Origin of the sequence: Pseudomonas extremorientalis, assembly GCF_001870465.1 — a bacterium.
GTDB classification, from domain to species: Bacteria; Pseudomonadota; Gammaproteobacteria; order Pseudomonadales; family Pseudomonadaceae; genus Aquipseudomonas; species Aquipseudomonas extremorientalis.
The window spans coordinates 37,032-62,341 of record NZ_MDGK01000053.1 but is presented as its reverse complement, the minus strand read 5'-3'; the positions used below and the strand labels follow the sequence as shown (position 1 = coordinate 62,341).

At 62.0% G+C, this 25,310-nt stretch carries 27 protein-coding genes and 2 pseudogenes; 6 read left to right on the top strand and 23 right to left on the bottom strand.

Annotated features, from left to right (window positions below; translation table 11 throughout):
• Window positions 1–16 precede the first annotated feature (16 nt).
• The 5 genes and pseudogenes from BFN10_RS28985 to BFN10_RS20850 all read right to left on the bottom strand — a co-directional run bounded on the left by BFN10_RS28985 (window position 17) and on the right by BFN10_RS20850 (window position 2,369).
• Window positions 17–190 (bottom strand): DUF1427 family protein, encoded by a 174-nt coding sequence (locus tag BFN10_RS28985; RefSeq protein ID WP_076955279.1) that lies wholly within the window; start codon window positions 188–190, stop codon window positions 17–19.
• 68 nt (window positions 191–258) lie between these two features.
• Window positions 259–1,043 (bottom strand): annotated as a pseudogene (locus tag BFN10_RS20860) (AraC family transcriptional regulator).
• A gap of 120 nt (window positions 1,044–1,163) precedes the next feature.
• Complete coding sequence (locus BFN10_RS28980; RefSeq protein WP_081049255.1) at window positions 1,164–1,334, bottom strand: metallothionein; 171 nt, start codon at window positions 1,332–1,334, stop codon at window positions 1,164–1,166.
• Window positions 1,335–1,423: 89 nt separating this feature from the next.
• Window positions 1,424–1,876, bottom strand: a complete 453-nt coding sequence (locus BFN10_RS20855) for a DMT family transporter (protein WP_071491246.1) — start codon at window positions 1,874–1,876, stop codon at window positions 1,424–1,426.
• Window positions 1,877–1,880: 4 nt separating this feature from the next.
• Window positions 1,881–2,369 carry a DMT family transporter gene (locus tag BFN10_RS20850; RefSeq protein ID WP_071491245.1) on the bottom strand — a complete coding sequence of 163 codons (489 nt, stop codon included), beginning with the start codon at window positions 2,367–2,369 and terminating at the stop codon, window positions 1,881–1,883.
• A 116-nt stretch (window positions 2,370–2,485) separates the two neighbouring features.
• On the opposite strand from BFN10_RS20850, the gene BFN10_RS20845 reads away from it, so the two are divergent.
• From BFN10_RS20845 to BFN10_RS20835, 3 genes are all read left to right on the top strand, one after another.
• Window positions 2,486–3,418 (top strand): LysR family transcriptional regulator, encoded by a 933-nt coding sequence (locus BFN10_RS20845; RefSeq protein ID WP_071491276.1) that lies wholly within the window; start codon window positions 2,486–2,488, stop codon window positions 3,416–3,418.
• Window positions 3,419–3,561: 143 nt separating this feature from the next.
• The gene (locus BFN10_RS20840) at window positions 3,562–3,921 is read left to right on the top strand and encodes a type II toxin-antitoxin system Phd/YefM family antitoxin (RefSeq protein ID WP_231999495.1); all 360 of its coding nucleotides are present in this window, start codon (window positions 3,562–3,564) and stop codon (window positions 3,919–3,921) included.
• Window positions 3,918–4,295, top strand: a complete 378-nt coding sequence (locus BFN10_RS20835) for a type II toxin-antitoxin system VapC family toxin (protein ID WP_071491243.1) — start codon at window positions 3,918–3,920, stop codon at window positions 4,293–4,295. Before BFN10_RS20840 ends, BFN10_RS20835 begins: the two co-directional genes overlap by 4 nt.
• 23 nt (window positions 4,296–4,318) lie before the next feature.
• On the opposite strand, the gene BFN10_RS20830 is transcribed toward BFN10_RS20835, so the two are convergent.
• The 3 genes and pseudogenes from BFN10_RS20830 to BFN10_RS28975 all read right to left on the bottom strand — a co-directional run.
• Window positions 4,319–5,641: an Nramp family divalent metal transporter gene (locus BFN10_RS20830; RefSeq protein ID WP_071491242.1), complete on the bottom strand. Its 1,323-nt coding sequence runs from the start codon at window positions 5,639–5,641 to the stop codon at window positions 4,319–4,321.
• A gap of 41 nt (window positions 5,642–5,682) precedes the next feature.
• Window positions 5,683–7,236 carry a DUF726 domain-containing protein gene (locus BFN10_RS20825; RefSeq protein WP_071491241.1) on the bottom strand — a complete coding sequence of 518 codons (1,554 nt, stop codon included), beginning with the start codon at window positions 7,234–7,236 and terminating at the stop codon, window positions 5,683–5,685.
• Window positions 7,237–7,380: 144 nt separating this feature from the next.
• A pseudogene (locus tag BFN10_RS28975) lies at window positions 7,381–7,581 on the bottom strand (type II toxin-antitoxin system RelE/ParE family toxin); the annotation flags it as partial.
• 117 nt (window positions 7,582–7,698) lie between these two features.
• Here BFN10_RS28975 and BFN10_RS20820 point away from each other — a divergent pair.
• Window positions 7,699–9,507 carry a monovalent cation:proton antiporter-2 (CPA2) family protein gene (locus tag BFN10_RS20820; protein ID WP_071491240.1) on the top strand — a complete coding sequence of 603 codons (1,809 nt, stop codon included), beginning with the start codon at window positions 7,699–7,701 and terminating at the stop codon, window positions 9,505–9,507.
• A 73-nt stretch (window positions 9,508–9,580) separates the two neighbouring features.
• Complete coding sequence (locus tag BFN10_RS20815) at window positions 9,581–10,135, top strand: DcrB/PsbP domain-containing protein (protein WP_071491239.1); 555 nt, start codon at window positions 9,581–9,583, stop codon at window positions 10,133–10,135.
• 67 nt (window positions 10,136–10,202) lie between these two features.
• Here the strand turns inward: BFN10_RS20815 and BFN10_RS20810 are convergent, their stop codons facing one another.
• The 4 genes from BFN10_RS20810 to BFN10_RS20795 are packed head-to-tail and all read right to left on the bottom strand — an operon-like array spanning window position 10,203 to window position 12,885.
• Window positions 10,203–10,922 (bottom strand): alpha/beta hydrolase, encoded by a 720-nt coding sequence (locus tag BFN10_RS20810; protein ID WP_071491238.1) that lies wholly within the window; start codon window positions 10,920–10,922, stop codon window positions 10,203–10,205.
• Window positions 10,923–10,933: 11 nt separating this feature from the next.
• Window positions 10,934–11,689, bottom strand: coding sequence for a precorrin-6A synthase (deacetylating) (gene cobF / locus BFN10_RS20805; RefSeq protein WP_071491237.1), 756 nt, complete (start codon window positions 11,687–11,689; stop codon window positions 10,934–10,936).
• 45 nt (window positions 11,690–11,734) lie between these two features.
• Window positions 11,735–12,289, bottom strand: coding sequence for a histidine phosphatase family protein (locus tag BFN10_RS20800; protein WP_071491236.1), 555 nt, complete (start codon window positions 12,287–12,289; stop codon window positions 11,735–11,737).
• Window positions 12,290–12,336: 47 nt separating this feature from the next.
• The gene (locus BFN10_RS20795; RefSeq protein WP_071491235.1) at window positions 12,337–12,885 is read right to left on the bottom strand and encodes a DUF4865 family protein; all 549 of its coding nucleotides are present in this window, start codon (window positions 12,883–12,885) and stop codon (window positions 12,337–12,339) included.
• Between the two features lie 93 nt (window positions 12,886–12,978).
• Between BFN10_RS20795 and BFN10_RS20790 the strand changes: the two genes are divergently transcribed.
• A complete protein-coding gene (locus BFN10_RS20790) occupies window positions 12,979–13,845 on the top strand; it encodes a LysR family transcriptional regulator (RefSeq protein ID WP_071491234.1) in 867 nt (288 codons plus the stop codon).
• A gap of 73 nt (window positions 13,846–13,918) precedes the next feature.
• On the opposite strand, the gene BFN10_RS20785 is transcribed toward BFN10_RS20790, so the two are convergent.
• From BFN10_RS20785 to BFN10_RS20735, 11 genes are all read right to left on the bottom strand, one after another.
• Entirely contained in the window at window positions 13,919–14,896 is a 978-nt protein-coding gene (locus BFN10_RS20785) for a LysR family transcriptional regulator (RefSeq protein WP_071491233.1), read from the bottom strand.
• A 51-nt stretch (window positions 14,897–14,947) separates the two neighbouring features.
• Complete coding sequence (locus BFN10_RS20780; RefSeq protein ID WP_071491232.1) at window positions 14,948–15,889, bottom strand: peptidylprolyl isomerase; 942 nt, start codon at window positions 15,887–15,889, stop codon at window positions 14,948–14,950.
• Entirely contained in the window at window positions 15,886–16,338 is a 453-nt protein-coding gene (locus BFN10_RS20775; RefSeq protein ID WP_173668605.1) for a YbjN domain-containing protein, read from the bottom strand. The genes BFN10_RS20780 and BFN10_RS20775 overlap by 4 nt, the downstream gene beginning before the upstream one ends.
• Before the next feature lie 20 nt (window positions 16,339–16,358).
• Complete coding sequence (locus tag BFN10_RS20770; RefSeq protein ID WP_071491231.1) at window positions 16,359–16,985, bottom strand: DNA repair protein; 627 nt, start codon at window positions 16,983–16,985, stop codon at window positions 16,359–16,361.
• Between the two features lie 18 nt (window positions 16,986–17,003).
• Window positions 17,004–18,704 carry a putative porin gene (locus BFN10_RS20765; RefSeq protein ID WP_071491230.1) on the bottom strand — a complete coding sequence of 567 codons (1,701 nt, stop codon included), beginning with the start codon at window positions 18,702–18,704 and terminating at the stop codon, window positions 17,004–17,006.
• A gap of 42 nt (window positions 18,705–18,746) precedes the next feature.
• Complete coding sequence (locus BFN10_RS20760) at window positions 18,747–19,451, bottom strand: energy transducer TonB family protein (RefSeq protein WP_071491229.1); 705 nt, start codon at window positions 19,449–19,451, stop codon at window positions 18,747–18,749.
• A gap of 3 nt (window positions 19,452–19,454) precedes the next feature.
• Entirely contained in the window at window positions 19,455–19,880 is a 426-nt protein-coding gene (locus tag BFN10_RS20755) for an ExbD/TolR family protein (RefSeq protein ID WP_071491228.1), read from the bottom strand.
• A gap of 11 nt (window positions 19,881–19,891) precedes the next feature.
• A complete protein-coding gene (locus BFN10_RS20750) occupies window positions 19,892–21,691 on the bottom strand; it encodes a DUF2341 domain-containing protein (RefSeq protein ID WP_071491227.1) in 1,800 nt (599 codons plus the stop codon).
• Window positions 21,692–21,715: 24 nt separating this feature from the next.
• Window positions 21,716–23,299: a ShlB/FhaC/HecB family hemolysin secretion/activation protein gene (locus BFN10_RS20745; protein WP_071491226.1), complete on the bottom strand. Its 1,584-nt coding sequence runs from the start codon at window positions 23,297–23,299 to the stop codon at window positions 21,716–21,718.
• 59 nt (window positions 23,300–23,358) lie between these two features.
• On the bottom strand, window positions 23,359–23,952 hold the full coding sequence (locus BFN10_RS20740; RefSeq protein WP_071491225.1) for a transposase: 594 nt from the start codon (window positions 23,950–23,952) through the stop codon (window positions 23,359–23,361).
• Window positions 23,953–24,693: 741 nt separating this feature from the next.
• Window positions 24,694–25,170 (bottom strand): Lrp/AsnC family transcriptional regulator, encoded by a 477-nt coding sequence (locus tag BFN10_RS20735; protein ID WP_071491274.1) that lies wholly within the window; start codon window positions 25,168–25,170, stop codon window positions 24,694–24,696.
• Window positions 25,171–25,310 lie beyond the last annotated feature (140 nt).

The following is a 25,310-nucleotide window of genomic DNA, read 5'->3' as shown; positions in this document are numbered from 1 at the left end:
GAAGAGAAAAAAGAGATCAGGAGAACCAGGTGCCCACCAGCTGCCGCCCCATGGGCCAGAGCTTTTCACCCAGCAACATGCCCATCAGGCCGATCAGGGCGATGGCCGGCGGTGCGGGCGAGCGGAAGTCGAGGGCGCCGTAGATCACGCCGACAAACAAGCCGATGGCCAGGGAAATGAGGTAGTTCATGGGGCAGCGCCTTGTGGGTGGATGCGCTCAGTGTAGAGAGCACCAGCCTGAAGCATCGGCCAAGTGCTTCAGGATTTCGGCCAACCCCTCAGCCCACGTATTGCGAGGGCGCCACACCGAGTTCACGCCGGAACATGTCGCTGAAACTGCTGGGCGAATACCCCAGGGAACGCGCGATGGCGCTGACCGACTGGCCCTGGATCAACTCTGCCACCGCCGTGGCCAGTTGCACCTGGCGGCGCCATTCGGCAAAGCCCATGCCCAGGTGGGTCTGGAACAGCCGCGCCAGGGTGCGCACGCTGGCGCCGGCGGCTTCGGCATGCTGCTCGAAAGGGATCTCCAGGGACGGCGCAGCCATGACCGCCTGACAGGCATTGATCAGCCGGCGGTCGGCCTCCACCGGCATGGCGATGCGAATCGGCGAGCGACGCGCCCGTTGCAGCTCCAGCAAAGCCAGGCTGACCAGCGCGTCGTAGTAAGCCACCTCACCGTTGTCGCCCTCGTCCACCAACGTGACGATCAGCTCGCGCAACAACCCACCGACTTCGATCACCTGCACCTGGCTGTCCAGCGTTGCCGCCAGGGCCGAGCGCAGGTAGATATTGCGCATCTGCAAGTCCGAGACCACGCGGATACCATGCTCCACGCCGGGCGGCAGCCATACGGCACGCTGTGGCGGCACCACCAGCGCTTCCTGCGGGGTGTCGACCCACATCACGCCGCTCATGGCATAAAGCAACTGGCCCCAGTCGTGGCTGTGGGGTTCAATGTAGAGCCCACGCGGATAGGTGCGCGCCAAAGGTTGCACGGGAACGGCAGGATCACTGAGGTCAGGCGGCGCGGCCAGGGCCATGGGGTGCACATCATTCGAAGGAGAGTCGCTATGGTAATCACCGCCGCACGACAATCCGAGCGATTTTTGCGGCCCGCAAACCGTGTGGGAGCACGCATGCCCCCACCGGTTCAAACACCGCTAGCCTTTGGCAGACTTGGCACATTCACACCCCGTCGCAGCCGCACACGGCTCACCATGGGCATGGTGCTCGGCACAGCCCTGGCAGCAATAGCCCTTGCCGTCCTTCATGACCGCATCAGGTCCCAGCACGCATTTGCAGTGTGGGCAGGCACAGGTTTTATCTGGCATGGTCAGACTCCTTCTTCATGGTCGTCCCGGTGCGGCGGGCGCCGACACCTTAAGCAGTGACTGCGGCCCGCCTTCGTTGGTTCAAGCCATCAGTCGGTGCGGGTATTACTGCGATACATGAACACCAGCGCCAACGCCAGGCAGACCATCGCCACGATGCGGCTGCTCGACAGCTCGATGGCCGGGTTGCCCAGCCAGCCGAAGTTGTCGATCAGCATGCCCATGCCCAATTGGCCGACGATCACCGCGACGGTGGCAACGGCCGTGCCGACCACCGGCACCGCGCCGACCATCACCATCATGTACACCACACCGAACAACGCACCGGTCAGTTGCCATTTCGGCACGTCCAGCAGGCTCACCGCCTGGACGGGTTCAAAGAAGAAAATCATTAACGCGGTGACAATCGCCCCCACCGAGAAGGTCACCAGGCTGCCACGCAACACCCCCACCGCCTGGCCCAGGCGACCGTTGATCGCCGCTTGCACGCTCAACACCGCACCTGCGGCGACCACCACTACCAGTAACAGAATCAGATTCATCGCCTTAACCTCGTGCAATCAGAACAAGTGCCACCACAATCAGTGCCAAGGCAATCCAGCGTTCGCCATTGACCCGCTTGCGCGCCGAGCCGAACCAGCCGAAATGGTCGATCAGCACACTCTTGCCGACCTGCCCGGACAAAATCGCGATCATGGTCATCGCAATACCGATGTGCGGCGTGGCCAGGGTCAGCACGACCACGTAGATCGGTCCCAGGAAACCGCCGATCAGCTGCCAGCGCGGCAGTTCGGAGAGCGCCGGGCCCTTTTGCGGGCCACTGAACAACAGCAGCAGATACAGGATCGCCGAGCCCACCCCGAAAATGCTCAGGGTCGCCCACAAGTGGCCGACCTGCACACCCAGCGGGCCGAGCAACCCGGCTTCTACCGACAGGCCCATGCCGGCCAGGATCACCAGCGGCAGCAACAGCACCCTCAAGACGTTTTTTTTCGGCCTGGCTTGCGCCACACCCTCGATGGAACTTGCTTGCATACATCACCCGCGCTCAAGAAAGGAAACATGGCGCGCATTATCCGGTGGCCGAGCTGTGCGATAAATGGGAGCATGTCGACAACACCTTTGCGCAAAACGCACAGCCTGGAGACATGATGCAAGGTTTGAATGAATTGAGTTTCAAGGCGCTGCGCCTGTTCGTGGCCGTGCTGGACCTGGGCAGCTTCTCCGAAGTGGCTCGCCGCGAAGGCCTGGCACCCTCCTCTATCTCCCGGCAGATACAGCTGATGGAACAGGCTCTTGGCCAACAGTTGCTGTACCGTCACACCCGCGCGGTCAGCCCCACCGAAGCCGGTCGGCTGCTGGGGCGGCATGCGCGGTTGATGCTGGAACAACTGGAAGCCGCCGGCCAGGCGTTACAGGAACAGGAAAGCGAGCCCAGCGGCCTGGTGCGCATCAATGCACCCATGGTATTCGGCCAGCGTCACCTGTCACCGTGGCTGGGCGAATTGTGCCGACGCTATCCGAAGCTGCAACTGGACATCCAGCAGACCGACACTTACGTCGACCCACTGCAGGACGGTACCGACCTGCTGTTCCGCATCGGCGTGCTCAACGATTCCAGCATGCAGGCCCGCATCTTCGCGCCCCAACGCTTTCGCATCGCCGCCAGCCCCGCCTACCTGGCCCGACATGGCACCCCGCAGCACCCCGACGAGCTGAGCAACCATCAATGCCTGGCCTACAAAGGCGTCACCGGCCAGCAGCGCTGGTTCTTTCGCAAGGGCCAGGGCGACTGGACGCCCTACAGCGTCAAGGGCCCGATCACCGGCAACCATGCTGACACCTTGACCCACGCCGCCGAGCAAGGGCTGGGGCTGGTGGTGTTTCCCTCCTGGTTGATCGGCGAAGGCTTGCGCGCAGGCACGTTGCAGGCGGTGCTGACCGACTATGAAGTGGCGACAACCCTGGAACCGCAGCAGATTGCGGCACTGTGGCCGGGCAGCCGGCGCTTGTCGCTGAAGGTGCGGACGGTGATTGATTATTTTGTGGAGTGTTTCGGGGGGGTGCCGTATTGGGATCGGTGAGCAAAGAGGCTCGGGAGAAACATCGCCACATCAGGAATTTTCTTACAGGAGGAAGTAGTTCCATTCTGTTTTTTCGGGCCAGTATTCTTCTGGCCAAGCCTGTTACGGCAGACTTTCGCCACATCTTCCTTTAGAGAACTGCCATGAAAGTCACGTATCACAAACCATCGCGATCTGAGCGTGCCGCGTCCGCCAGTGGTCTGGCCGTCTTTGATAGCGCACCCAGTTTTGGCTATATTTGGCCAAAATATGGGGATAACCACATGATCACGGTTCCTTTGGGCGAAGCGAAAAACAATCTGTCAAAACTGGTGGATGAGGCCGCTGCGGGCAAGGTCATCACCATAGCCAAACATGGACGTGCGATGGCACAGCTTGTGCCCATGGGGAAATCCAAGGGTCGCAGAATCGGTGCCATGAAAGGCAGGTTCATCATTCCCGAAGACTTTGACGCACCTTTGCCTGACGATCTGCTGGATGCCTTCGAAGGCAAGCGTGCATGAGAGTGCTGTTGGACACCCACATTCTGCTTTGGACCCTGACGGAAGACCCCAGGCTATCCGGCAAAGCCAGGAAGCTGATTGAGAATGCCGCAGAGATCTACATCAGCGCTGCGACATTCTGGGAGATGGCAATCAAGGTCGGCCTGGGGAAACTCGCTGTCGATCTGGATGAAATCCGTGAGTACTGCCTGGAAAGCGGATTTGTCGAGCTGCCCGTCACCTCGGAACATGCCATCGCGGTCAAGGATCTCGAACACCATCACAACGACCCTTTTGATCGGCTCATCGTTGCGACAGCCATGAGCGAACCCATAAGGCTGTTGACCGCCGATCCCCACATCGCCCAATACACATCCTTGGCGATTCTGGTCTAACTCATCTTGATGGCTGCACAGCCTCAACCAAACACCCACTGCCCAATCAACCAGGCATTCGCCCCACTGATCAGCGCAAACAGAAACCACGCCAGCAACCGCGTCGGCAGCCGATTCACGAATGGCCCCATCAGCTGTTTATCGCCGGTCATGCGGATCAACGGATACAGCGCGAATGGCAACTGCAGGCTGAGCACCACCTGGCTGAGGATCAGTAGCTTGCCGATGGCATCGTCGCCCATCAGCCATACCCCCACAAACGCCGGAATCAGCGCCAACCCACGGGTGATAAGACGACGTTGCCAGCAGGGGATGCGCAGGTTGAGGTAGCCCTCCATGATCACCTGCCCAGCGATGGTGCCGGTAAAGGTAGAGCTTTGCCCGGACGCCAACAGCGCAATACCGAACAAGATGCTGGCAAAGGCACCGCCCACCAGCGGGTCAAGCAGGTGGTAGGCGTCCTGGATCTCGACCACCTCGGTGTGGCCGGTCTTGTGGAAAGCGGCGGCGGCGAGAATCAGGATCGCGGCGTTGACCAGCAGCGCCAGGGCCAATGAACCGATGGTGTCGATACGCGCCAGCTTGACCGCATCCACTTTGCTGGCGAGGTCCTTTCCGATCAAGCGGGTTTGCACGATGGAGCTGTGCAGGTAGAGGTTATGGGGCATCACGGTGGCCCCGAGGATACCGATGGCCAGGTACAGCGGCGCCGCGTCGCTGATGGCCGAGAGTGACGGGGCGAAACCACCGAACACGTCCGGCCAGTACGGTTTGATCAGCACCAGTTCGATAAAGAAACACACGCCGATGGTCGCCACCAGCGCCAGCATGATCGCTTCCAGGCGCCGGAAGCCACGGTTTTGCAGGGCCAGGACCAACAGCGTGTCAAAGGAGGTGATCACAATGCCGGTGGTCAGCGATACCCCCAGCAGCAAGTGGAATGCCAGGGCACAGCCCAACACTTCGGCAAGGTCGGTGGCGATGATGGAGATTTCCGCCAGCACCCATTGGGTGCGAGCGGAACCCTTGCTGTAGCGCTCACGGCACAGCTGCGCCAGGTCTTTGCCGGTGGCGATGCCCAGCCGCGAGCACAGGCACTGCACCGCCATCCCGGCCAGGCTGGCCAGCAACACCACGAACAACAGACTGTAGCCGTAGCGCGAACCGGCCTCGATGGCCGTGGCCCAATTGCCCGGGTCCATATAGCCGATGGAGACCAGCAAGCCAGGGCCGGCGAACATCAACATGCGCTTGAAGAACGAGGCCTTGGGGTCAACGGCGACGGAGCCGGCCACTTCCGGCGGGCAGAACGGGGCGGTAGCAATTTTCGGCAGGCTGAATTTCACGCGGTATCCCAGGCAAACATACAAGACAAGGATGCAGCTTATCAGTCGGACACGACCGTGCGCATCACCGTGTCCCTTGGCAGGTCGAATGCCTCCACTACCTGCACCACCAGGTCCATCTCCTGGTTCAGCGCTTCACGCTCCATGCGCTGGCGAATCACGCCGATCACCAGCACGGCCAACGTGGTGATCGAATACGCCGGGCCGGAAAATGCTCGCACGCCGCTCACCACCAGCATCGCCGCCGCCAACGCCTGGCCCACCACCGGGACTGCCGTGGCCGCGCCACGGCGCAGGATAAAACCGGTGAGCCCGGCCAGCGCCGTGCCGCTCAACGCAGTGGCAGCCGAACGGCCTACGTCAAAACGGCTGAACAAGCCCTGCTCCTTTTGCGCGGCAGCCTTGAGTTCTGCGTCGAACACCTGTCGGTCCGCGTTGCTGAGTTTATCCTTGTACTGTTCGATGAGTTTCTCGGCGACCCTGGCTTCGAGATCGGCCAGAGCGACAGTATCCAGCGCCTCGTCGAACTTGATCCCCAGCCGCCGCACCACATCTTCGGCGATCTGGCGGTAACCCACACCATGCCCACGGGCCAGGTTCATGAAGCTGTCGCCGCCCATGCGTTGCAGCTCAACAGCCAACTTGAGCGGCTCGCGCACCGTGGCGTCTATCGATGCACTGCGCTTTTGCGCCATCAATTCGGCGAGGAACTTCAACTCTTCCGGCCGGGCCTGCACCAGCGCCGGGAACAAATCGATGTCCTCCTCGGCAAAACGTACTTCAGCACTGCGCTGGTCAGAGCGGATCATGCCGCGCCGCTCGTGCAGCAGGTCGGTGTACTGCACCACCGTCTGCAACTGCGGCCAATAGGCGGCGTGATCGAAAGTCGCCAGGTGCACGTTGGTGACCTTGGCCTTGAGCGCCGGTGTCACCGGGATTGCATAACGGCCGATACAGCGTTCGGTGTCCGGCTTTATGGCCAAGGCCCAGTCCTTGCTGGAGTGGCAGTTGATCACTCGCCCCTTGAGCGGCGCCGACACCACGTCCCACGGGCTCGACGTGCAGATCGCCCCGCCCATCAACAACAGGTTGTCCAACGGCAGCTCACGGGCGGTTTCGGGGCTGGCGAGCAAGCTCTTGACCAGGATGCGCGCCCCCAGGGAATGACCGATCAGGTTGATACGCCGCACATCAAGGGATTCACCGTGCAGGTAGTTGGCCAGTTCCGGCAACAGGCTTTTAGCGACTTCGTCCACCCGCGCCTCGACGCTTTTGTAGTGATCGAGAAAATAGGCAATCGCCCTGCCCACCCCGACGGTCGCCGCGCCCAGGCTGCCGCCGCCCAGCACTGCGCCGATCACCTCCTTGAAGGGTGCAAACAGATTTTCCAGGAAATGCCCGGCCGGCCAGAACAGCATCAGGTTGGTCGAACCTTCGATACTCGCCAACTGCTCCTTGAAGCCACCCAATTGTTGCCGATTGAAGAACGCCGAATAACCGTGAACATAGAGATTGAGCACGTCGCCCTGAGGCTCGCCGCACAGTACGAAGGTGGGCTTGCGGGTGCGGTGCATTTCATCCCACTGGTGCTGCATGGGGCAGTGACTCCTGGCGACAAGGGACGGCGATAGTAACAAAGGACGAGGCTCATCGCCGTACCGCTGGGGGAAAAGGCGCCCGGTTGGCAGTAGGGTTGTATCGCCGGCCAGTGAATCTCGCACCGGTCGGGCAAGTTGCGGTCATGCAAGGCGATTGATAACCGGATAAAACAAAACCCTGCACGTGCCGGGCTTTTGCAATGTTTCCAAATGCACGTCATATAGCTTTTCTGCCATCGGGACGTGTTCCTCATACCATTGGTGTCGCCCTGTCTTGTCTCCACCGATCAGCAACAACGCACATCGGCGTGGATCAAAGGCATACAACACGCGAAGCGCTCGGAACCTTGAAAAATACTGCGTGTTCCCCCTCCTGCGCCGCAAAAACACAATTATCCAAATGTAAAAAGCGCTCTAATACCTGTCTGTTGATTGGTTTTGAAGATCCTGGAGTTCCCAATGCCCCATGAAGGCAACCTGTTACAAGCAGCCGTGGTGTTCCTGCTCGCCGCCGTGCTGACCGTGCCCCTGGCCAAACGCCTGCAACTGGGCGCGGTGCTGGGCTATCTGTTCGCCGGTGTGATCATCGGCCCCTCGGTGCTCGGCCTGATCGGCAACCCGCAAAGCGTCGCGCAGTTCTCCGAGCTGGGTGTGGTGTTGCTGCTCTTCATCATCGGCCTGGAGCTGTCACCCAAGCGTCTGTGGGTGATGCGCAAGGCGGTGTTCGGCGTCGGCCTGGCGCAGGTGCTGCTTACCGGCCTGGTAATGGGCGTGGTGGCGTTGTGGCTGTTTGGCCAGTCGTGGAACAGCGCTATCGTGCTGGGCCTGGGCCTGGCGCTGTCGTCTACTGCCTTCGGCCTGCAAAGCCTGGCCGAGCGCAAGGAGCTGAACCAGCCCCACGGTCGCCTGGCCTTTGCCATCCTGCTGTTCCAGGACATCGCCGCGATCCCGCTGATCGCCATGGTGCCGCTGCTGGCCGGCAGCGATCACCCGACCACCGAGGCCCAGGGCCTGCAACACGTACTGCAGATCCTCGGCAGCATCGCCGTGGTGATCATCGGCGGACGCTACCTGTTGCGACCGGTGTTTCGCATCGTGGCCAAGACCGGCCTGCGTGAAGTATCCACCGCCACCGCGCTGCTGGTGGTGATTGGTACGGCGTGGTTGATGGAATTGGTGGGCGTGTCCATGGCCCTCGGCGCCTTCCTCGCCGGCCTGCTGCTGGCGGACTCGGAGTACCGCCACGAACTGGAATCGCAGATCGAGCCATTCAAGGGCCTGCTGCTGGGGCTGTTCTTCATCAGCGTGGGCATGGGCGCCAACCTCAGCCTGTTGCTCAGCTCGCCGCTGGTGGTGATTGGCCTGACGCTGCTGTTGATAGGCCTGAAATTGCCGCTGCTGTATGCCGTGGGCCGCATGGTGGGTGACCTCAATCGCGAAAGCGCCCTGCGTCTGGGCGTGGTGCTGGCGGCCGGGGGTGAATTTGCCTTCGTGGTGTTCAAGATCGGCCGCGACCAGGGCCTGTTCGAACCGCACCTCTACGACGTGCTGGTATTGACCATCACCCTGTCCATGGCGGTGACGCCGCTGTTGCTGCTGGTGTGCCCGAAGCTGTTCAAGCCCAAGGCCAAGCCGGTGGAAGTGCCCGAGGAATATCGCACCATCGAAAGCGATGCGCCGCGCGTGGTGATCGCCGGCATGGGCCGTATGGGCCAGATCGTGGCGCGGATCCTGCGCGCGCAGAACATCTCGTTCATCGCCCTGGACACCTCGGTGGAAACCATCGAGCTGACCCGCAGCTTCGGCGGCATGCCGGTGTTCTACGGCGACCCGCAACGCCCCGAGATCCTGCACGCGGCCAAGGTCGACCAAGCGGAGTTCTTCGTTATCGCCATGGACGACCCTGAGATCAACATCAAGACCGCCGAGTTGGTGCGCAACCTCTACCCGCACATGCAGATCATCGCCCGTGCACGTAACCGCCAGCACGTGCACCGCCTGGTCGACCTGGACGCCTCGCCGGTTCGTGAAACGTTCTATTCCAGCCTGGAAATGAGCCGCCGCACCCTGGTGGGCCTCGGCTTGAGCCAGGCCCAGGCCGATGCACGCATCACCCGCTTCAAGAACCACGACCTGCAAGTGCTGGCCGCGCAACACGCAGTGTACGACGACGCGGCCAAGGTGATGCAAACCGCCCAGGAAGCACGGGCAGAACTGGCGCGGCTGTTTGAGATGGATCGACTGGAGGAAGAGTCCGACAAGCTGTGAGGCTGCCGGTGAACGAGATTGCGACTTTTCTGACAGAATACGCCGCAATCTTGTTCATCCCCTGGAGCGCTTCATGGCCACTTTCACCAAGACCACCGTCCTGCTGGCCCTCGCGCTGACCGCCGGCAGCGTATTCGCCGCGTCCAAGCCGACCACCCAAACTATCTCCACCTTGGGCGGCAAGTTCACCTTCAACCTGCCCAAAGCCTACGCCGCCGACACCCTGCCGGCTGGCAAGGCGGAGGACGGCACTGCCGATACCCAAGGCACGATGTACGCCAACCAGACCACGAAAAGCGTGGTGATCGTCGCCGAAACCGTGCGCAACGATGGGGTAACCATTGGGGATAACGACGCGAAATTCCTGGACGGCGCCGTGGCCGGCTTCGTCAAGGACCAGAGCGCCGCCCTGCCGGACTTCAAGAAACAGAGCGAGAAGAAGCTGACCTTCAAGGGTCTGGGCCTGCGCCAGGTGGACAGTACCGCCACCCAGGGCGGCGGCAAGACCCTGAATTCGACGTTCCTGGGCGGTTCGGGCAATCACCTGCTGGTGATCCAGGCGATTTCGCGGGCGGATGATGCGAAGGGGCATGCCGCGTTGGTGAAGCAGATTACCGGCGGGAAATAACAATCTTCCAGACAACCCGATCCACATGTGGGAGGGAGCAAGCCCCTCTCACAGTGCTCGACCACGTTTAATTCAGGCTCTTTTCCAGCCAGGCTTTCAGGTCCTGCACTTCCGTTTCACTGATGGTATGCGGCATGCCCGGATACCCGTGGAACTCCGGCTTCAATCCCAACCCCGTCAACACCTCATTCGCCCGAGTGGCCGACGCATAAGGCAGCGCCTGGTCCAAAGTGCCGTGGCCAATGAAAATCGCCAGCTTGCCCAGTGACGCATCCGGCTTCAGCTCAGCCTTGAGCACCGGCAACACGCTGCCACTCAACGCTGCAATCCCACGCAGCAGTTCCGGCCGACGCAACCCCACCTCGTAAGACATGATCGCGCCCTGACTGAAGCCCACCAGGAACACCCGATCCGGCTGGGTGTGGTATTTGGCGGTGGCTTTGCCGACAAAGTCTTCGATCAGCCGGGCGCTACGTTGCAGGTCGGCGGTCTCGCCATCGTATTCGCCGTCACCGGGCGTCTTGGTAAACCAGCGATAGCCGTGGGGGTCCACCGGCATCGGCGCGCGGGCCGACAGGTAAGTCCAGGTGGACGGCAGCGCGTCCTTGATGCCGAACAAATCCTCTTCGTCACTGCCGAAACCGTGCAGGAAAATCACCAGCGGCTGGTTGCGCGCATCGCCCTGGGTCTGTTCCAGGTACGACAACGGCAAGTCGGTGTGCAGCGTATCGTCGGCATGAGCGACGCCGACCACCAGGGTCAGCGCCAGGGCAAACAGTTTGAGCATGGGACGTGACCTCAGGGTTTGCGCAGCAGATAAGTGTCCATGATCCAGCCATTTTCCAGGCGCGCCGCCTTGCGCACCCGTTCGATTTCTTCTGCCACTTCACTGACCTTGCCGCTGATAAGGATTTCATCCGGCGTGCCCAGGTAGGCGCCCCAGTAGATGTCCAGGCCTTGATCGGCCACGGTGCGGTAAGAGTCTTCCGCGTCGAGCATCACCACCAGGGTGTCCGCATCACTCGCCTGCCCCGCCGCCAGACGGCGCCCGGTGGTGATCTCGACCGACTTGCCGATACGGTTCAGCGCCACTTTATGCTGTGCGGCCAGCGCCTGCACGCTGGTGATACCGGGGATCACCTCGAACTCAAAGGCGCAACGGCCACTGGCCAGAATCGCCTGCAAAATGCGGATGGTGCTGTCGTATAACGCCGGGTCGCCCCACGCCAGGAAAGCACCTACTTCACCGTCAGCCATTTCTTCGTTGATCATGCGTTCGAAGGTCTGCTGCTTGTCGCGGTTCAGGTCCTGCACGGCGGTGGTGTAGTCGATATCGCCGCGCACGCGCTCCGGGCACTCGGCCTCAACGAAGCGATAACCCGGCTCGGTGATGTAGGTCTCGCAGATCTCGCGACGCAGGTCGATCAACTTGTCTTTGCTCTGGCCCTTGTCCATCAGGAAAAACACGTCGGTGCGGTTGAGCGCCTTCACGGCCTGCATCGTGATGTAGTCAGGGTTGCCGGCGCCAATGCCGATGATCAGGATGCGTTTCATGGGTTGCTCTCATTGCGGGGCGTGGATTTTGCCATGTTCAGGCGCTCAGGCGTGAGTTTCCAGGCGCAGGCGCCAGACGTTGTTGAAGCGTAGCTCGGTGGCGGACAACGGTTCGACGTCGATACGGTAGAACATCGACAGCGGGAACTGCATCACCTGCAACAACGCGGCGCGGATCACAAAGGGGTGGGTGATTGCGACGATATGGCCGGGTTGGGTTTCGAGGGTTTTCAGCCACTGCGCTACACGTGCGCATAGGTCATCGACTGACTCCCCACCCTGGGCCGCGAAGGTGCTGTCGGTGAGCCAGGTATTCAACTCATCACGATTGAGCTGGTTGATGGCCTGGCCTTTCCACTGGCCGAAATCAGCATCGCGCAGGGCGTCTTCGATCACAGCGTCATTGCCGAACAAGCCCGCCGTCTGCCGAGTACGCAGCTCGGGAGCGCAGAGTAAACGCGGCTTTTTCCTATAACGCCCAGCGAGAGATCCGGCCGCCCCCTGCCAATCCATCGCCACCGGCTCGTCATCGCAGAAACGCCCCTGTTTTTGCAGGGGCGTGAGGGCATGGCAAATGAGTGTCAGACGTGTGGCTTGCATCGCAGCGTGCTTGGACCCAGGGAATGAGGCCACCAAGACTGGCGCAGTTATCCCAGTCGCGCAACGCCTTGTGCCAGATAGAGCACCTGGTAACCCGTCCCTGGGTGCTGCGCGTCCAGCGCCTTGGCCGACAAGGTGACCCGCACCAGGCGCCATGCTTGCACATCCAGCGCCAGGAACACCGCAAAGGTCTCTGCGCTGTCGGCCACCTGTTGATTGCGCCGTTTTCCCTCGGCCAAGGCCACCGCCCTGTCCGCGCCCGCCTCCAGCGGCCATTCCTCGCGGTACAAACTCACTGCGCCCTGCGCCGGGCCACGTTGTACATCCAGCGGCAACCAGCTCTCGATATGCGGGCGACCAAAGCTGTCGAGCACCTTCTGGAAGCGCTCGCCCAATAAAAAGTCAGCGGCCTGCAACGGGTCGGCCCACAGGTACACCGACGAATACACTTTGCCCCCCTGCTCGCGGGCGATAAACGCCTTGAACAGCAACCCCTCGGCGTCATCCCACAACGGCCCCAATTGCGCGGCGCGCCGGTGAATCACGCCCATGTCATAGTCGGCTGGCAAGCGGTGTGAATACTGTTTGGCAAACATGCGAGAACTCCTGTGCAAGATGAGCGTTCAGCTTGCGCAGCGTCGTTGATTTCAACAAGATATCCGTCGATATATATGCGATAAGGATTGAATATGACTGACGCCCTCAGACCGCTGGATATCGATACCGTCCAGGCCTTTGTGCTGGTGGCGGATTTCGCCAGTTTCACCCGTGCCGCCGAAGCCCTCGACACCTCCCAGGCGGCCATCAGCCTCAAGCTCAAACGCCTGGAAGAGCGCCTCGGCTACCGTCTGCTCGAGCGCACGCCTCGCCATGTACGGCTGTCGCCCCAAGGCGAACAGTTCATCATCGCCGCCCGCGCCCTGCTCAATGCCCATGAACGCGCCTTGGGCGACATGGCGACTCACACGCCCCGGCGCCTGGTCATCGGCATCAGCGACCACGTGGCCGGCCCCGACCTGCCGGCCTGGCTCAGCCGCCTGGCCGCCTACGACCCGCTGGTGATCCTCGAAGTGCGCATCGCCTCCTCCCGCGACCTGGTTGCCGCTTTTGATCGCAATGAGTTGGACGCCGTGATCGTGCGCAACGAAGGCGACCGCCGGGACGGTGAAGTGCTGGCAGTGGAACGCTTCGGCTGGTTCGCCGCCCCCACCTGGCAACACACCCCAGGCACGCCCCTGCGCATGGCGACCATGGCCGCACCCTGCGGTGTTCGTCACCTGGCGACCCGCGCACTGGACACGGCGCGCATCGACTGGACCGAAGTCTTCGTGGGCGGCGGCGTCCTGGCCGTCGGTGCTGCCGTCAGCGCCGGATTGGGCGTCGCCGCCCTCGCCCGCCGCGTGGCGCCGTCTGGCGCGGTAGATGTGAGCGAGCAATACGGCCTGCCACCCTTGCCGGTGAGTGAAGTGGTGCTTTACAGCCGCATCACCGATGTGCGCTCACGGGAGACACTGCGTGCCCTGAGCGCGACCTTTCGCGGCGTGCTGCAACACTGAAATAACTGTTTTTTGTGGCGAGCGGGCATGCCCCGCTCACCACAGGGGAATTCGGTGATCTAAGAGAAATCTGTCAGTCAAACCACTCCCGCCGACCTTCAAAGGTGCCAACGATCAGTTCAACAATCATCCGCACCGCCTCCTCATCCCGCACCTGCGCATTCACCGCCAACCACACCTGGCGCTGCATGCTCTCGGTCAATAACCCCGGCAACGCCACCAGCCCCCGGTCAAAGCTGCTCATGTAATGCGGCAGCAACCCAATGCACGCGCCACAACGGATCATCTCCAGCATCAGCGAATACGCCTGCACCTGCACCACTGCCGCCAGGCGCTCCTGTACAACCTGGTTCCACGCCTGCAAAGCCCCCACCTGCGCATCCGGCTGCCATTGCACCAGCATGTAATCGTCGAGGTCCTCCACACTGTCCGGCCGCGTGGTCAACCGCGAATAACGCTTGGCGATATGCGGCAGATACTGCAAGCGCGCCAAGGCTCGGGGTGGCTCAGTGGCAAAGCTCGGACCCGGCACCGGCCCGTCGGCGTCTGACAGCCACAGCACCACGTCCACATCCATCGCCTGCAACGACACGTGACTGTCGATGGAGATGATCTCCAGGCGCACGCTGGCATTGCGGCGCAGCAACGCGATCAGATCGCGCCCAAGGATGTCATGCAGGATCGGCTCGGCCACGGCCAGCCGAATCAACGGCTGCTCCGTCACCGGCAGGCGTCGTTCATGGGCCAGGGCAATCAGCTGCGCCTGCAGCTGCTGGCCATCTCGACTGAGCACCAAACCATTGCCCTGGTAGCTGAACAGCGAATGCCGCAGGTGTTCCTCCAACTGCGCCAGACGCTTGCGCAACAGCGTGGCCTTGATATTCAAACTGCGCGCCGCCTGCATGAAACAGCCGCAGCGTGCACTCACCAAAAAGTAGCGCGCCACTTCCGGGTCGATCTCATGGGCCAGGGCCAGCCAACTGTTGCGGCCCTCGGCTGGCGCACGATAAGCGGACGGCCCCTGAGGGGCAGACGGTTCTAGAAATGCCATGGGAGACTCCCTGTCTTGTCAGTCTGTGCATCCAATGCGGGTTGACGTGTATTACTCCAGCACTTTGTTCAACTCGGCGCCGTCGATACTCAGGGTGGCGGTATTGAGCATGCCTTCGAGGTAAGCCTTGGCGATCTGCTCCTGGCGCTGGGCACGCAGGGCCTGGGTCAGGCGTTCACGCAGTTCGTCGAGGGTCGCGGTGCGTGCCGGTTGCTGGCCGGTGAGCTTGAGCACATGGAACCCCGCCGCGCTCTGCACCACGTCCGACACGGCACCGACCTTGAGGCGCGACACCGCACTGCGCACTTCCGGCACCAGTTGCTGCAACGGCTGCATGCCCGAGTCGCCAGCGCGTGCAGCAGAGTCGGTGTCCTGGGAAAACTGCGTGGCCAGGGCGGCGAACTCATTCGGCGCCGCCTGGGCGCGACGGCTCAGTTCCTGGGCCTGGCGGCGCACACTGTCAACGGCTTGCGGGTCATTCACCGCGAGGAAAATCTGGCTCACGCGATACAACGCCGGCGTCACCCACTGCGATTTACCGCTGTCGTAGGCCTGCTGCAATTCGGCGGCGCTGGGGTAATCGGCCGGCACCTGGCTGACCGACAACATGTAGTCGCGAAACACAATCTGCTCGGCGGCGGCGCGGGTTTGCTGCTCCACGTCCTGGCGCTGGCGCCAGCCCTGGGCGTCAGCCTGTTCGAGCACCGCCTTTTGCGCCAGGCGTGAACGGATCCAGGTTTCCAACGCGCCACGATTGCCGCGCAATTGCTCGCGGGACTCGACAGGCAGGCTGGCCAGCACGGTTTTCAGTTCCATGAGGTCAATCTGCTGATTGCCCAGGCGCGCCACTGCCGGCCCGCTCGCTGCCGGGTTGCTCACCGGCGCCGGTTGCTGCGCCGCCACCGGGTCGCTGCCCGGCCGCAGGCTCAAGCCAACCGCCACCACCAGCAAGGCCAGCGCACCCGCGCCGACCATCAGGGTTGGCTTTTTCACAATACCGGCGCCTCGGCTTCAGCCTGCAACTGCGCCGCCTGCTGGCTGTATTCACGCAGGTAAACAATAAATTCCTGCAATAGACGGTCCCACAATTCCAGCTGGCTGCGCAGGTGCGTAGCGCCGACACCGGCCACCACCACGTCCATTTCCATCAGCAGGAATTCGCTCTGCACCGACAACCGCGCAAAGCGCCGCGAAGCGTTCCACACCTGGGCCAGGCCTTCGGGCAGCTCGCCCTGGATACGCAGTGCGCAGCTGTAGGTGAAATCCACATAACCGCCCTGCTCCGCCGCCGGGTTGCCGAAGCGAACCGCAAAGCCGATGCCCTGGCTGGCGCTGAGCAATTGCACGATGCCGTTTTGCTCAGTCTGGTTGACCCGGTAGCCGGCTTCCTGCAGCAACTCGGTGAGGCTCTGGGGGGTGACGCTGGTGATCAATTCGCTCATGGAGATCTCTTCCCTGTCTATCAATGATTGGCAGTTGCCTGGGGCGCATCGAAACGGCTCTTGTACAAATCGTCGCCGAAGCCCTGGGCCAGTTCCTCGAACTTGACCCGGACGCTGCTGGCGAACGGCTGGCGGATACTCATCACCTCGGCCACGTCGATTTTTTCGTAGGCGGTGAGCAACTGCCGGGCCACGCCGTACATCTGTTGATTCTTGACTGAACATTGCTGCACTTGTGTGTCACGTTCACTCAGTTGTGCCTGCAAGCGCGCTCGCTCGGCCTCTTTACCCTTGGCCAGCACCAGCAGTTCGTCATAGGCCTTCTTGAACTTGCCGATCTGCTCATTGCTGGCCGCCACCTGGGCCTGCGCCTGGCTGTGCAGGCTCTGTTGCTGGCCGGCCATTTGCTCGGCCACGGCGCGGGCCTTGTCCAGCTCGGCCGTCAGTTGCTTGATTTGCGCCTGGGCCTGCCTGGCCTGGTTTTCCGCAGCAAGGCGTGCGGCGCTGGCCTGAGCCTGCTCGCTTTGCAGGGCCTGCAATTGCTGGGTGGTGCTGCGCAGTTGCGTGCGCAGGCGCTCCTCCATGCCTTCAGCCGACGCGCCGCTGGCGACCAGCAGCAGTAACAGCCCGCAGATTCGCGTGTTCATGTGGCGTCTCCCTGCGCATCAAAAGCGCGTGTTGAGTTCCAGTTGCATCACATCCACCTCGAACGGCGCGCCATACACTTCGGACGCACTCAACCAACGCGCACTGGCGTAGATGTTCTTTTCGATGCCGTAGTTGGCGCCAATGAAGTAGCCCTTGGCGTTGGTGCCGCCCAGGTGGAACGACGAATCGTTGAAGCCGTCGGGCAAGGCGTCAGGCTGGATGTACTTGTAGCCGGCCAGTACGTTCCAGTCGCCACGCTTGCGCATTTCCAGCGCGCTGCCGAGGGTGAACGAAACCATCAACGCATTGCCGCCACTTTCAAACTGACCGTTGCTGTTGATGTTGTTGACGATCTGGCCTTCGCTGCGCTTGAGCATTTCGCCCTTGTCGTAGGCCAGGTTGTGGATGTAATTGCCCTGGGTGCGCAGTTTGAAGTCGCTTGGCAGCTCGGCATCCCAGGCCAGGTTGAGGTCGAGCACGTCGAACTTGGACGCCAGGCCCACGAACTGCGGCTGCGGGGTCAGGCCGGGCGTCGCCGGGTTGGGGGTGATGTCGCGTAGCAGGAACACGCTGTTGCCCTTTTGCATGAAGGCCAGGCGTGAACCGTCGCTGTCACAGGCCGGCTGGCCGGACCAGGGCTGGCAAGCGCCGGAGCGCTTCCCTTCGATATCGTCGAAGTGGTAGTACGCCAACGCGCCCTTGAGGCTGTTTTCGCGGTTGATTTTCCAGTTGGCGCCGATCTGCCCGCCAAACAGCCATTTGGTATCGCTGTCTTCCTTGTCGAAACCGTTGCTGCTGGCCGAGTCGGAGGTGTACTCCACCGGGAACGCGCCCAGGGTGCCGAACAGGCCCCACTCACTGTTCAGCGCGTGGTTGAAGTTGGCAGCGATACCGTCGAAGTTCAGGTCGCCCGAATACATCATGTCGGTGGAATAGAACGGGTTGGCGAAGCGCCCGGCGGTAAGGGTCACGTCCGGGCTGGCCTTCCAGCTCAGGTAACCCTGGTCGAGCCAGATGTCCTTCTTGCCAAAGCCACCGCCCAGGGTCTGGGTGGTGGACACCGGGTTGTTGTCGGAGCCGGTGCCCACCCGAATGCCAGCGGTCCAGTCCGGCGACAGTACCGCTTTCATGCCCAGGCGAGCGCGCAGGCGGAACAGGTTTTCGCGGTCCTTGGTGGTGTTGAGCAGCGGTGGCAGCTTGGTGTTGGTGTCTTTGTTGGTGTCGTACGGGCCACTTTCATTGAGCTTGGCGTAGTCGACGATCTCGTTGCTGTTGTTGCCCGAGAAGTAGCGCGACTCATCCCGCAGGCGGATATCCCCGTCAAAGCTGATGCGCGAGACCCAGTCCGGGAAAGTATTGGGCTGCGCCCAGTTTTCCTGTTTGGCAGTGGCCATGACCTCGGCCTTGACCTGGTCACGAATCTGATCCTTCACCGCCTGCGGCACGTATTGCACCCGCACATCGCCGGGGGCTGCGGTCGGGCCTGCGGCCACCAGCGGCGCGGCATTCGCCTGGCGCGCCTGCCGGGCTTCTTTTTCGGCCTGGGCGATCAGCCCGTTGGCGGTGTCCTGGCTCAGCACGCCCTGCTGCACCAGCAGACGGATCAGGTTGATGGTGACGTTTTCCGAGGGCGCAACCGGGGCCGCAGCCGCCTGGCCGACCAGGGTCGCGATGACCATGCCGACCGCCAGGGTCAGTCGATTCACGGGGGAAATCATGTGTACGCAACTCCTGTAAAAACCGTTGAAAAAAGGATTCAATCAATCCGGGCGCCGGCCCTTGAGGGACAGGCGCATGGGCAGCGTCAGCGACGCCGGTGGTTTCTGTGTGGCACGCGGCGCCTGGATCAAGGCGAGCATCTGCGCATCGGTCTCGGCATCCCCGCTGGACTTGGCCACCAGCGCCTTGGTGACCTGGCCATCGGCGCCCAGCCACAGGTCTATCTGTATCGAGAAGGCCTTCTTGCGCAGCTCAGGATCCTCGCGCATCAGCCGTTGATAAGTGCCGGCCAGGTACTGCTTGTAGGTGCCGGTCCCCAGCCCGCCGCCACCGCTGCCGGCCATACCGCCGCCCTTGCCGGCACCGATGTTGAAACCGTCATTGCCGGACTGGGCGTCGCCATCGATCTGCATCGGGTTGGCCAAATCCTCGTTAGGCGAAGGCGGCGCTTCCTCGACCGGCTTGACCTCTTCGGGCTCGGGGCTCGGCACCGGTTCCGGGACTTTTTCTTCGACCTGGGGCTCGGGCTCCTTGGGTTTTTCCGGCGGCGGTGGAGGTGGCGGCGGCAACGGGATAATCGTCGGCACCTTCGGCGCTTCACGGCGCACGCCGCTCATGTCGTTGGCCCACTGCCACAAGAACCAGGCGGCGACGGCGCCCAGCAACAGGCCGGCGCCCCACTTCAACGGGCGCAACGGCGGCGTGTTTTTCACAGGCGGTGGCGCGATCGGGATCTGTACAGTCATGACTTAGCCCTGGCTCGGTTTGCCGGTGACCAGCCCGACCTGGGACAGCTCCAGCCGGCGCAGCAGGTCGAGCACTTCGATGACTTTCTGGTACTGCACCATCGCATCGCCGCGCACGATCACCGGGAAGTCCGGGTTCAGCGCTTTCTCGATGCGCAGGCGTTCTTCCAGCTCGCCGAGAGTCACCGGATAGGCGTCGAGGAACACCTGGCCGCCGTCATTCACGGAGATGGCCTTGGTCTTGGCCTGCGACAACGACACCGAGGCGCTGGCCTTGGGCAGGTGAATCTGGATGCCCGACACCTGGGCGGTCGCAGTGAGGATAAACATCACCAGCACCACCATGAGCACGTCCACCAGGGGCGTGATGTTGATGCTGTCGACGGCCGCGTCATCGTCATCGTCGAGGGAGGCATTTACGGAAGCCATGGCGATTCTCCTCAGGCCGGAACCGATGCGTGATGTTCGCGGCGGTGCGCGGCTTCACTGTGCTGGCTCTCGCCGTGCATCTCCGCCAGGCGAGTGATGAACTCGTCGACGAACACGCGCATGTCCGCACTGACTTCCTTGTTGCGCGTGATCAGGCGGTTGTAGCCAAACAGCGCGGGGATCGCCACGAACAGGCCCATGGCTGTCGCCAGCAACGCCGCCGCCATGCCAGGGGCGATCGCGTTGATGTTCACGTCACCGGCCATCGCCGTGCCGAGGAACACCACCATGATCCCCAGCACCGTGCCGAGCAGGCCGATGTACGGGCCGCCGGCGATGGCGTTGGACAGGGTCGACAACTTGGAACTCAGGGCCTGGTTCTCGCGAGTGCGCACGCCGTCCATGGAGCAACGAATGGCTTCGATGGTGGCGGCCGACACCGACGAAGTGTCCGCGCCCTGGGCACGGCGGGTGCGGATCTCCTTGACCGCCACCAGGTACAGGCGCCACAGCGAAGAATGGGTCAGGCGCTCACCCAACAGGGCGTCGTCGGCATACATCTCCAGGCGGGTGCCGATCTGCGCGAAGTGCTCGCGAAAGACCTCGTTGGCACTGCTTACACGGCTGACCTGGCGGTTCTTGCGCAGCATGATGACCCACGACTGGAACATCATCGCCACCAGCACCAGGATGATCACCCAGGCATCCACCGGTACGGCGTTGAGCAAAAAGCCCAGGCTGCCGAAACCGAAGCCGGATTGTTCTTCATCCACCCCGTAGGCCACCAGCTTCGACTCGGCGCCCTGGGCGCTGGCATCGGCCAGCAACAGCGCAGCCGGGCGTGCCACCTTGGACAGGCGCAGCTCATCGATGGCACCGGCGAATGGCAGGTGGGTGCTGCCGGCTTCCGGCAGGTCGGCGCCAATGGCGGTCTGAGAATTGAACGCCGGCAGAGCCACTGCCAGAGTCGCGGTTTCGCGACCATTCACGTACAGCGTGACCTTATCGCCCTCGGCGGTGAACGCCAGGTGCTGCCACTGACCAGGGTTCAGCGGTTGAGTGGAGACGGCGCGCTGGCCGTCGACGTCCACGAACGGCATGCCCTGGTTCAGGCCCAGTAACAGACTATGGCCGCCGTCGCGACGGGCCAGCACCGCTTGCTCGCCGCTGGCCTGGTCCAGGCGCAACCAGGCGCTGAACGTGAACGCGCCGCCCGCAGCGTGCTGTAACGAGGGGCTGGCCGGCAACATCAACGCTTGGCCGCTCAACTGCAAGGCGCGGCCGATCACGCCGTCGATGCTCGCGCCGGTGGCGTTCAACGCGGTGTTGGCGTAGGCCGTGGTGTCCCGGGCCGGGGTGCCATTGACCCCGTCAAAGTGGTAGAGCGCGGTGTAGCTCGGGTCGAAGGTCAGTTGCCCATTGGCCGTGGCCGGTGCCTTCTGGTTGCCGTAGTACATCCACAGATCCTGGCGCTGGCCGCCTTCGACCTTGGGCACATCGACCCAGATCAGCGCCATGCCCATCAGTGGGTCGAAGCTTTCGATCTGGTGGTTGAACACGGTCTTGTCGTCGGCACTCACAAAACGCAGGTCAGAACCGTCGTCCTTGACCCCGTCAAAAGTGAAGTTGCCGGTGTGCAGGCGCACCAGCAGTGCAGTGCGACCCAGGGCCTGGCTGATCGCGGCGCCTTGGGCGGTGGTGTCTACCGAAATCTGTTTGCGGTAGTGCCAGTCGTCCTGCCACCAGGCATGGGCGGTGGCCGGGAGCGCGAAGCCCAGGCAGATCAACAGGCTCAGGAATAGGCGTTGCATGGGTGAAGTCTCCGGAAGAAAAAGTCAGAAAGTCGCCTGCACACTGAAGTGCAATCGCGAGTCCTGTTTCTGGGTGTTCGGTCCATCGAGCAGCGGGTAGCCCCAATCCAGGCTGCCGGACAACCATTTGCTCAAACTGGCGCGGGTGCCCAGGCCGACACTGGCCAGGCTGTATTCGTCTTCTTGCTCGGGCAGCGGGTCGTGCAGGCGCATGCGCGCGCCTTCGGCGAACGCATAAAAGCGCCACTCCTGCACATAACTGCCGAGGAACTTGGCCAGGGACGGCGTGCGCAGCTCCTGGGAGAGCAAGTAACCCTCATCCCCGGTGCGCTCCGCCGCCAGGTAACCGCGCACCGAAGTGGCGCCGCCGGCGGAATACTGCTCGTTGGAAACCAGCGGCCCCGACGCGAGCTGGAAGCCGCCCTTGGTTGCCGACTGCCAATCGTTGGCAAAGGTGTAGGTGTAATTCAGGTCGCCCTTGAGCACGGCGAAACTGGCGCTGGCCTTGTAGCGCTTGTAGTCGAACTCTTCGGCATCGCTGCCGTAGCCGAAGAACGCGCGGGTACCCACCACCAGGTTCAGGCCCAGGCCCAACTGGGATTGTTCGGTGTAGCGAAAGCCGTTGTAACCCAAGGTGAACGGTGCGTACTTGAGCGGCACCTGGTCGCTGCTGGAGCCGAATTTCATCTGCTCGTCGAAGTCCTTGAAGTCCACGCCGAACGAGAACGAATTGGCCCAATTACCCGCCGCCGGCAGGTTGTAGATGGCCGACACGCCGTAGGAATGGCCCTTGCCCAACACGTTACTGCCGCCGATGGTGGCGATGTTGCTGTCGGACTGGTAACCCGAGAACTGCAAGGTCCAGCGCTCGTTCAACGGCGCACTGTAGGAACCGGACCAGACCTTGGCGTTGTCGGTGTCCTGGGGCGCGGTGAAGTAGGTCAGGGAAATGCTGTGGCCCAGCTGCCAGAGGTTGTCGTAACCCAGCGTGGCGACCGAACGCAGCTTCTCGGTGTCGGCGCTGTAGTCGTTGTTCAGGCCGAGGGTGGCGTGCCAGGGGTTCTGGTCTTCCACCTGCAGGTCCACATCCATCGTGCCCGGGCGCTGGCCTTCGCGCACCAGCGGCGTGACCTGGCGCCCGGCACTGCGATTGAGGCCGGCCAACTGGGTTTGCACCGTGGCAAAGTCCGGCACCGCGCCCTCCTCCAGGGCCGGCACCTGCTCGCGGATTTCCACCGGTGAATAATGCTTGGCGCCGACCACCCGTACGCGGCCAACCTTGGTTTCGCTCACTTGCAGGTAGACGATGCCGTCATCGACCTTCTGCTCCGGCAGCTCGACAAACACCGACTGGTAGCCACGCGCCTGGTAGATCTTCTGCAATGCATCGCGGGCACCTTCGATATCGTCCAGGGTCTTTTGCGGTCCCAGGAACGGGTACACCGCCTCCTCGATCGTCGCCGCATCGAGCACGGTATTGCCGCGCACGAAGTACTCATTGACGTCGACCCTGCGCGCCGCCGCCTCTTCCTCGGCCAACACCGGTTGCGCCAGGCTCCCCAGCGTTACGCAACACAGCGCCAGCGTTAATTTGAACAGATGCTCCACACCGCCCCCTGACTGTCTGATTGTTTGCACCGTCGCCGAATGCCCGGCGTACGGCCTGCTCAATTGCTGGTGATCGCGGTGTTGCCGTGGCGTGCCAGCCAGGTGTGCAACAAGGCGAAGTTCAACGAGAACTCCGGCATGTGCAGCAAGGCGCCACAAAACACGTCACCGATGATTTTCTGGATGAGTTGCACCGCACGCGGGTTGTTCAGCAGCGTGGCGATGTCGCGAGTCAGGACATGAACACTCCAGACCTTCTGGTTGAGGTCCAGGCCGACGAACCAGCGGAACAGCAGGTTGTAGTTCAGCTGTTCATGCAGTTGCTGCTCGCTGGGCACCGAATACAGCAGTTGCAGCAGCAGGATCTGCAGCACGGTCGGCGCAGGGATCGACATCACGGGTTCGGCGGTGAGCCAGTCACGGTGCTGGTCGAGCACTTCGTCGATCTGCGGGCGCAGCAACACCAGGGAATGGCCTGCCGGGATATAGCTGGCCACTTCCTTGCGGGCGCCCTGCCAGTCCTCCTGGGAGACAATCCATACCCAGGGTGCGCCGTAGCGATAGACCGACACCGGCTTCTTGCGCGCCGCTTCGACGATCTTCGACAGGCGCTGGTCGAGCTCCTGCATGCCCACTTTCGAGTAACGTTCCATAGTTCCCATCGCCCCACTCCTGGCATCCTGCTTGCGGCTGAAAAGCTCACCTTTCTGGTGGGCTCAAGCGCGTTACACAGAGGAGACGGGAGTGGCCATGGGCTACCGAACTTTTGTCATGAAAGCTTCATTTGGGATTGGGTGGGGGGCAATTCTTGGTGGTGTGTATATCCGTTATTTGGGTAACGGCGGCTATTGGTTCCGCCCTTACGGCGGCTCACTTTTGAAAAGCCGGAATGCCGGCCCAGTCAAAAGTAAGCAAAACGCTCTTGCCCCAACACTCGGCACCTCGCTTAGGCTCGGTGTACCCGTAATCCGACAGGGATTTGGGGGGCCGCCTAACATCAAAATCAAAAGCAGATCAAAAGCCAGAGCCAGAGCCAGAGCAAACCACCCTTCAACTGATACATGAAGATCAAACTGTGGGAGGGGGCTTGCCCCCGATGGCGGTGTGTCAGCCAACTCATCAGTGACTGACCCACTGCCATCGGGGGCAAGCCCCTCCCACACTTTGACCGAGTACCGGCCATACAATCCGGTCGGCTCCAAGGCCGCCGCGCTCTTGCTTTTGATCTGGGATCGCCCCGTCAAACACGCTGGCCGAACCTAGGCGAGGTGCCGAGTGTTGGGGCGAAGGCCTTTTGCTTACTTTGGGCTGGGCCGGCATTCCGGCCTTTCCAAAAGTGAGCCGCTGTAAGAGCGGAACCCTAAGTAGCCGTTACCGAAGAAACGGATATGTACTCAACTTCGAGAACAAAACCCAACCCCCTGCAACGGCAACTCATAAGACTTCTTAACCGTCCTAACCACCAACGTCGACGAATAGGTCCGAATCGGAATATCCCGATAAGTCTCCAGAAACCGATAGATATACTCGGTGTACTCCGCAGCATCCCGAAACTTCGCCACCATCACAAAATCAAACTCCCCCGTCATCAGGTAACAATCCTGAATCTCCGGATGAGTCGAAAGGATGTGCTGCATCTTGCGGTCAATATCCTGGCTATCCCTGTCCAGCTTGATCAGGAAAAACGCCGTCACCTGAATGCCCAATTTGCGTTCATCCAGCACCGCGACCTTGGCCTTGATGATCCCCACGCTCTCCATGCGACGAATCCGCCGATAACAACTGGTGGAAGACAGCCCCACGCTGTCGCTCAACAACTCCAGGCTCTGGTCGCAATCCTTCTGCAACTTGCCCAGGATCTTCAAATCCATGGCGTCTGTCATCGGTTCCGAATCGTCCTTGAAAAAATGCAATGAATACGTCGCAAAGACGGGCCAATTTGCACAAATCCTGCGCAGTGGCTAGTTAACATCGTTCCAGCTTAGCAGCCCGGCCAACACCTGGCCTGAAG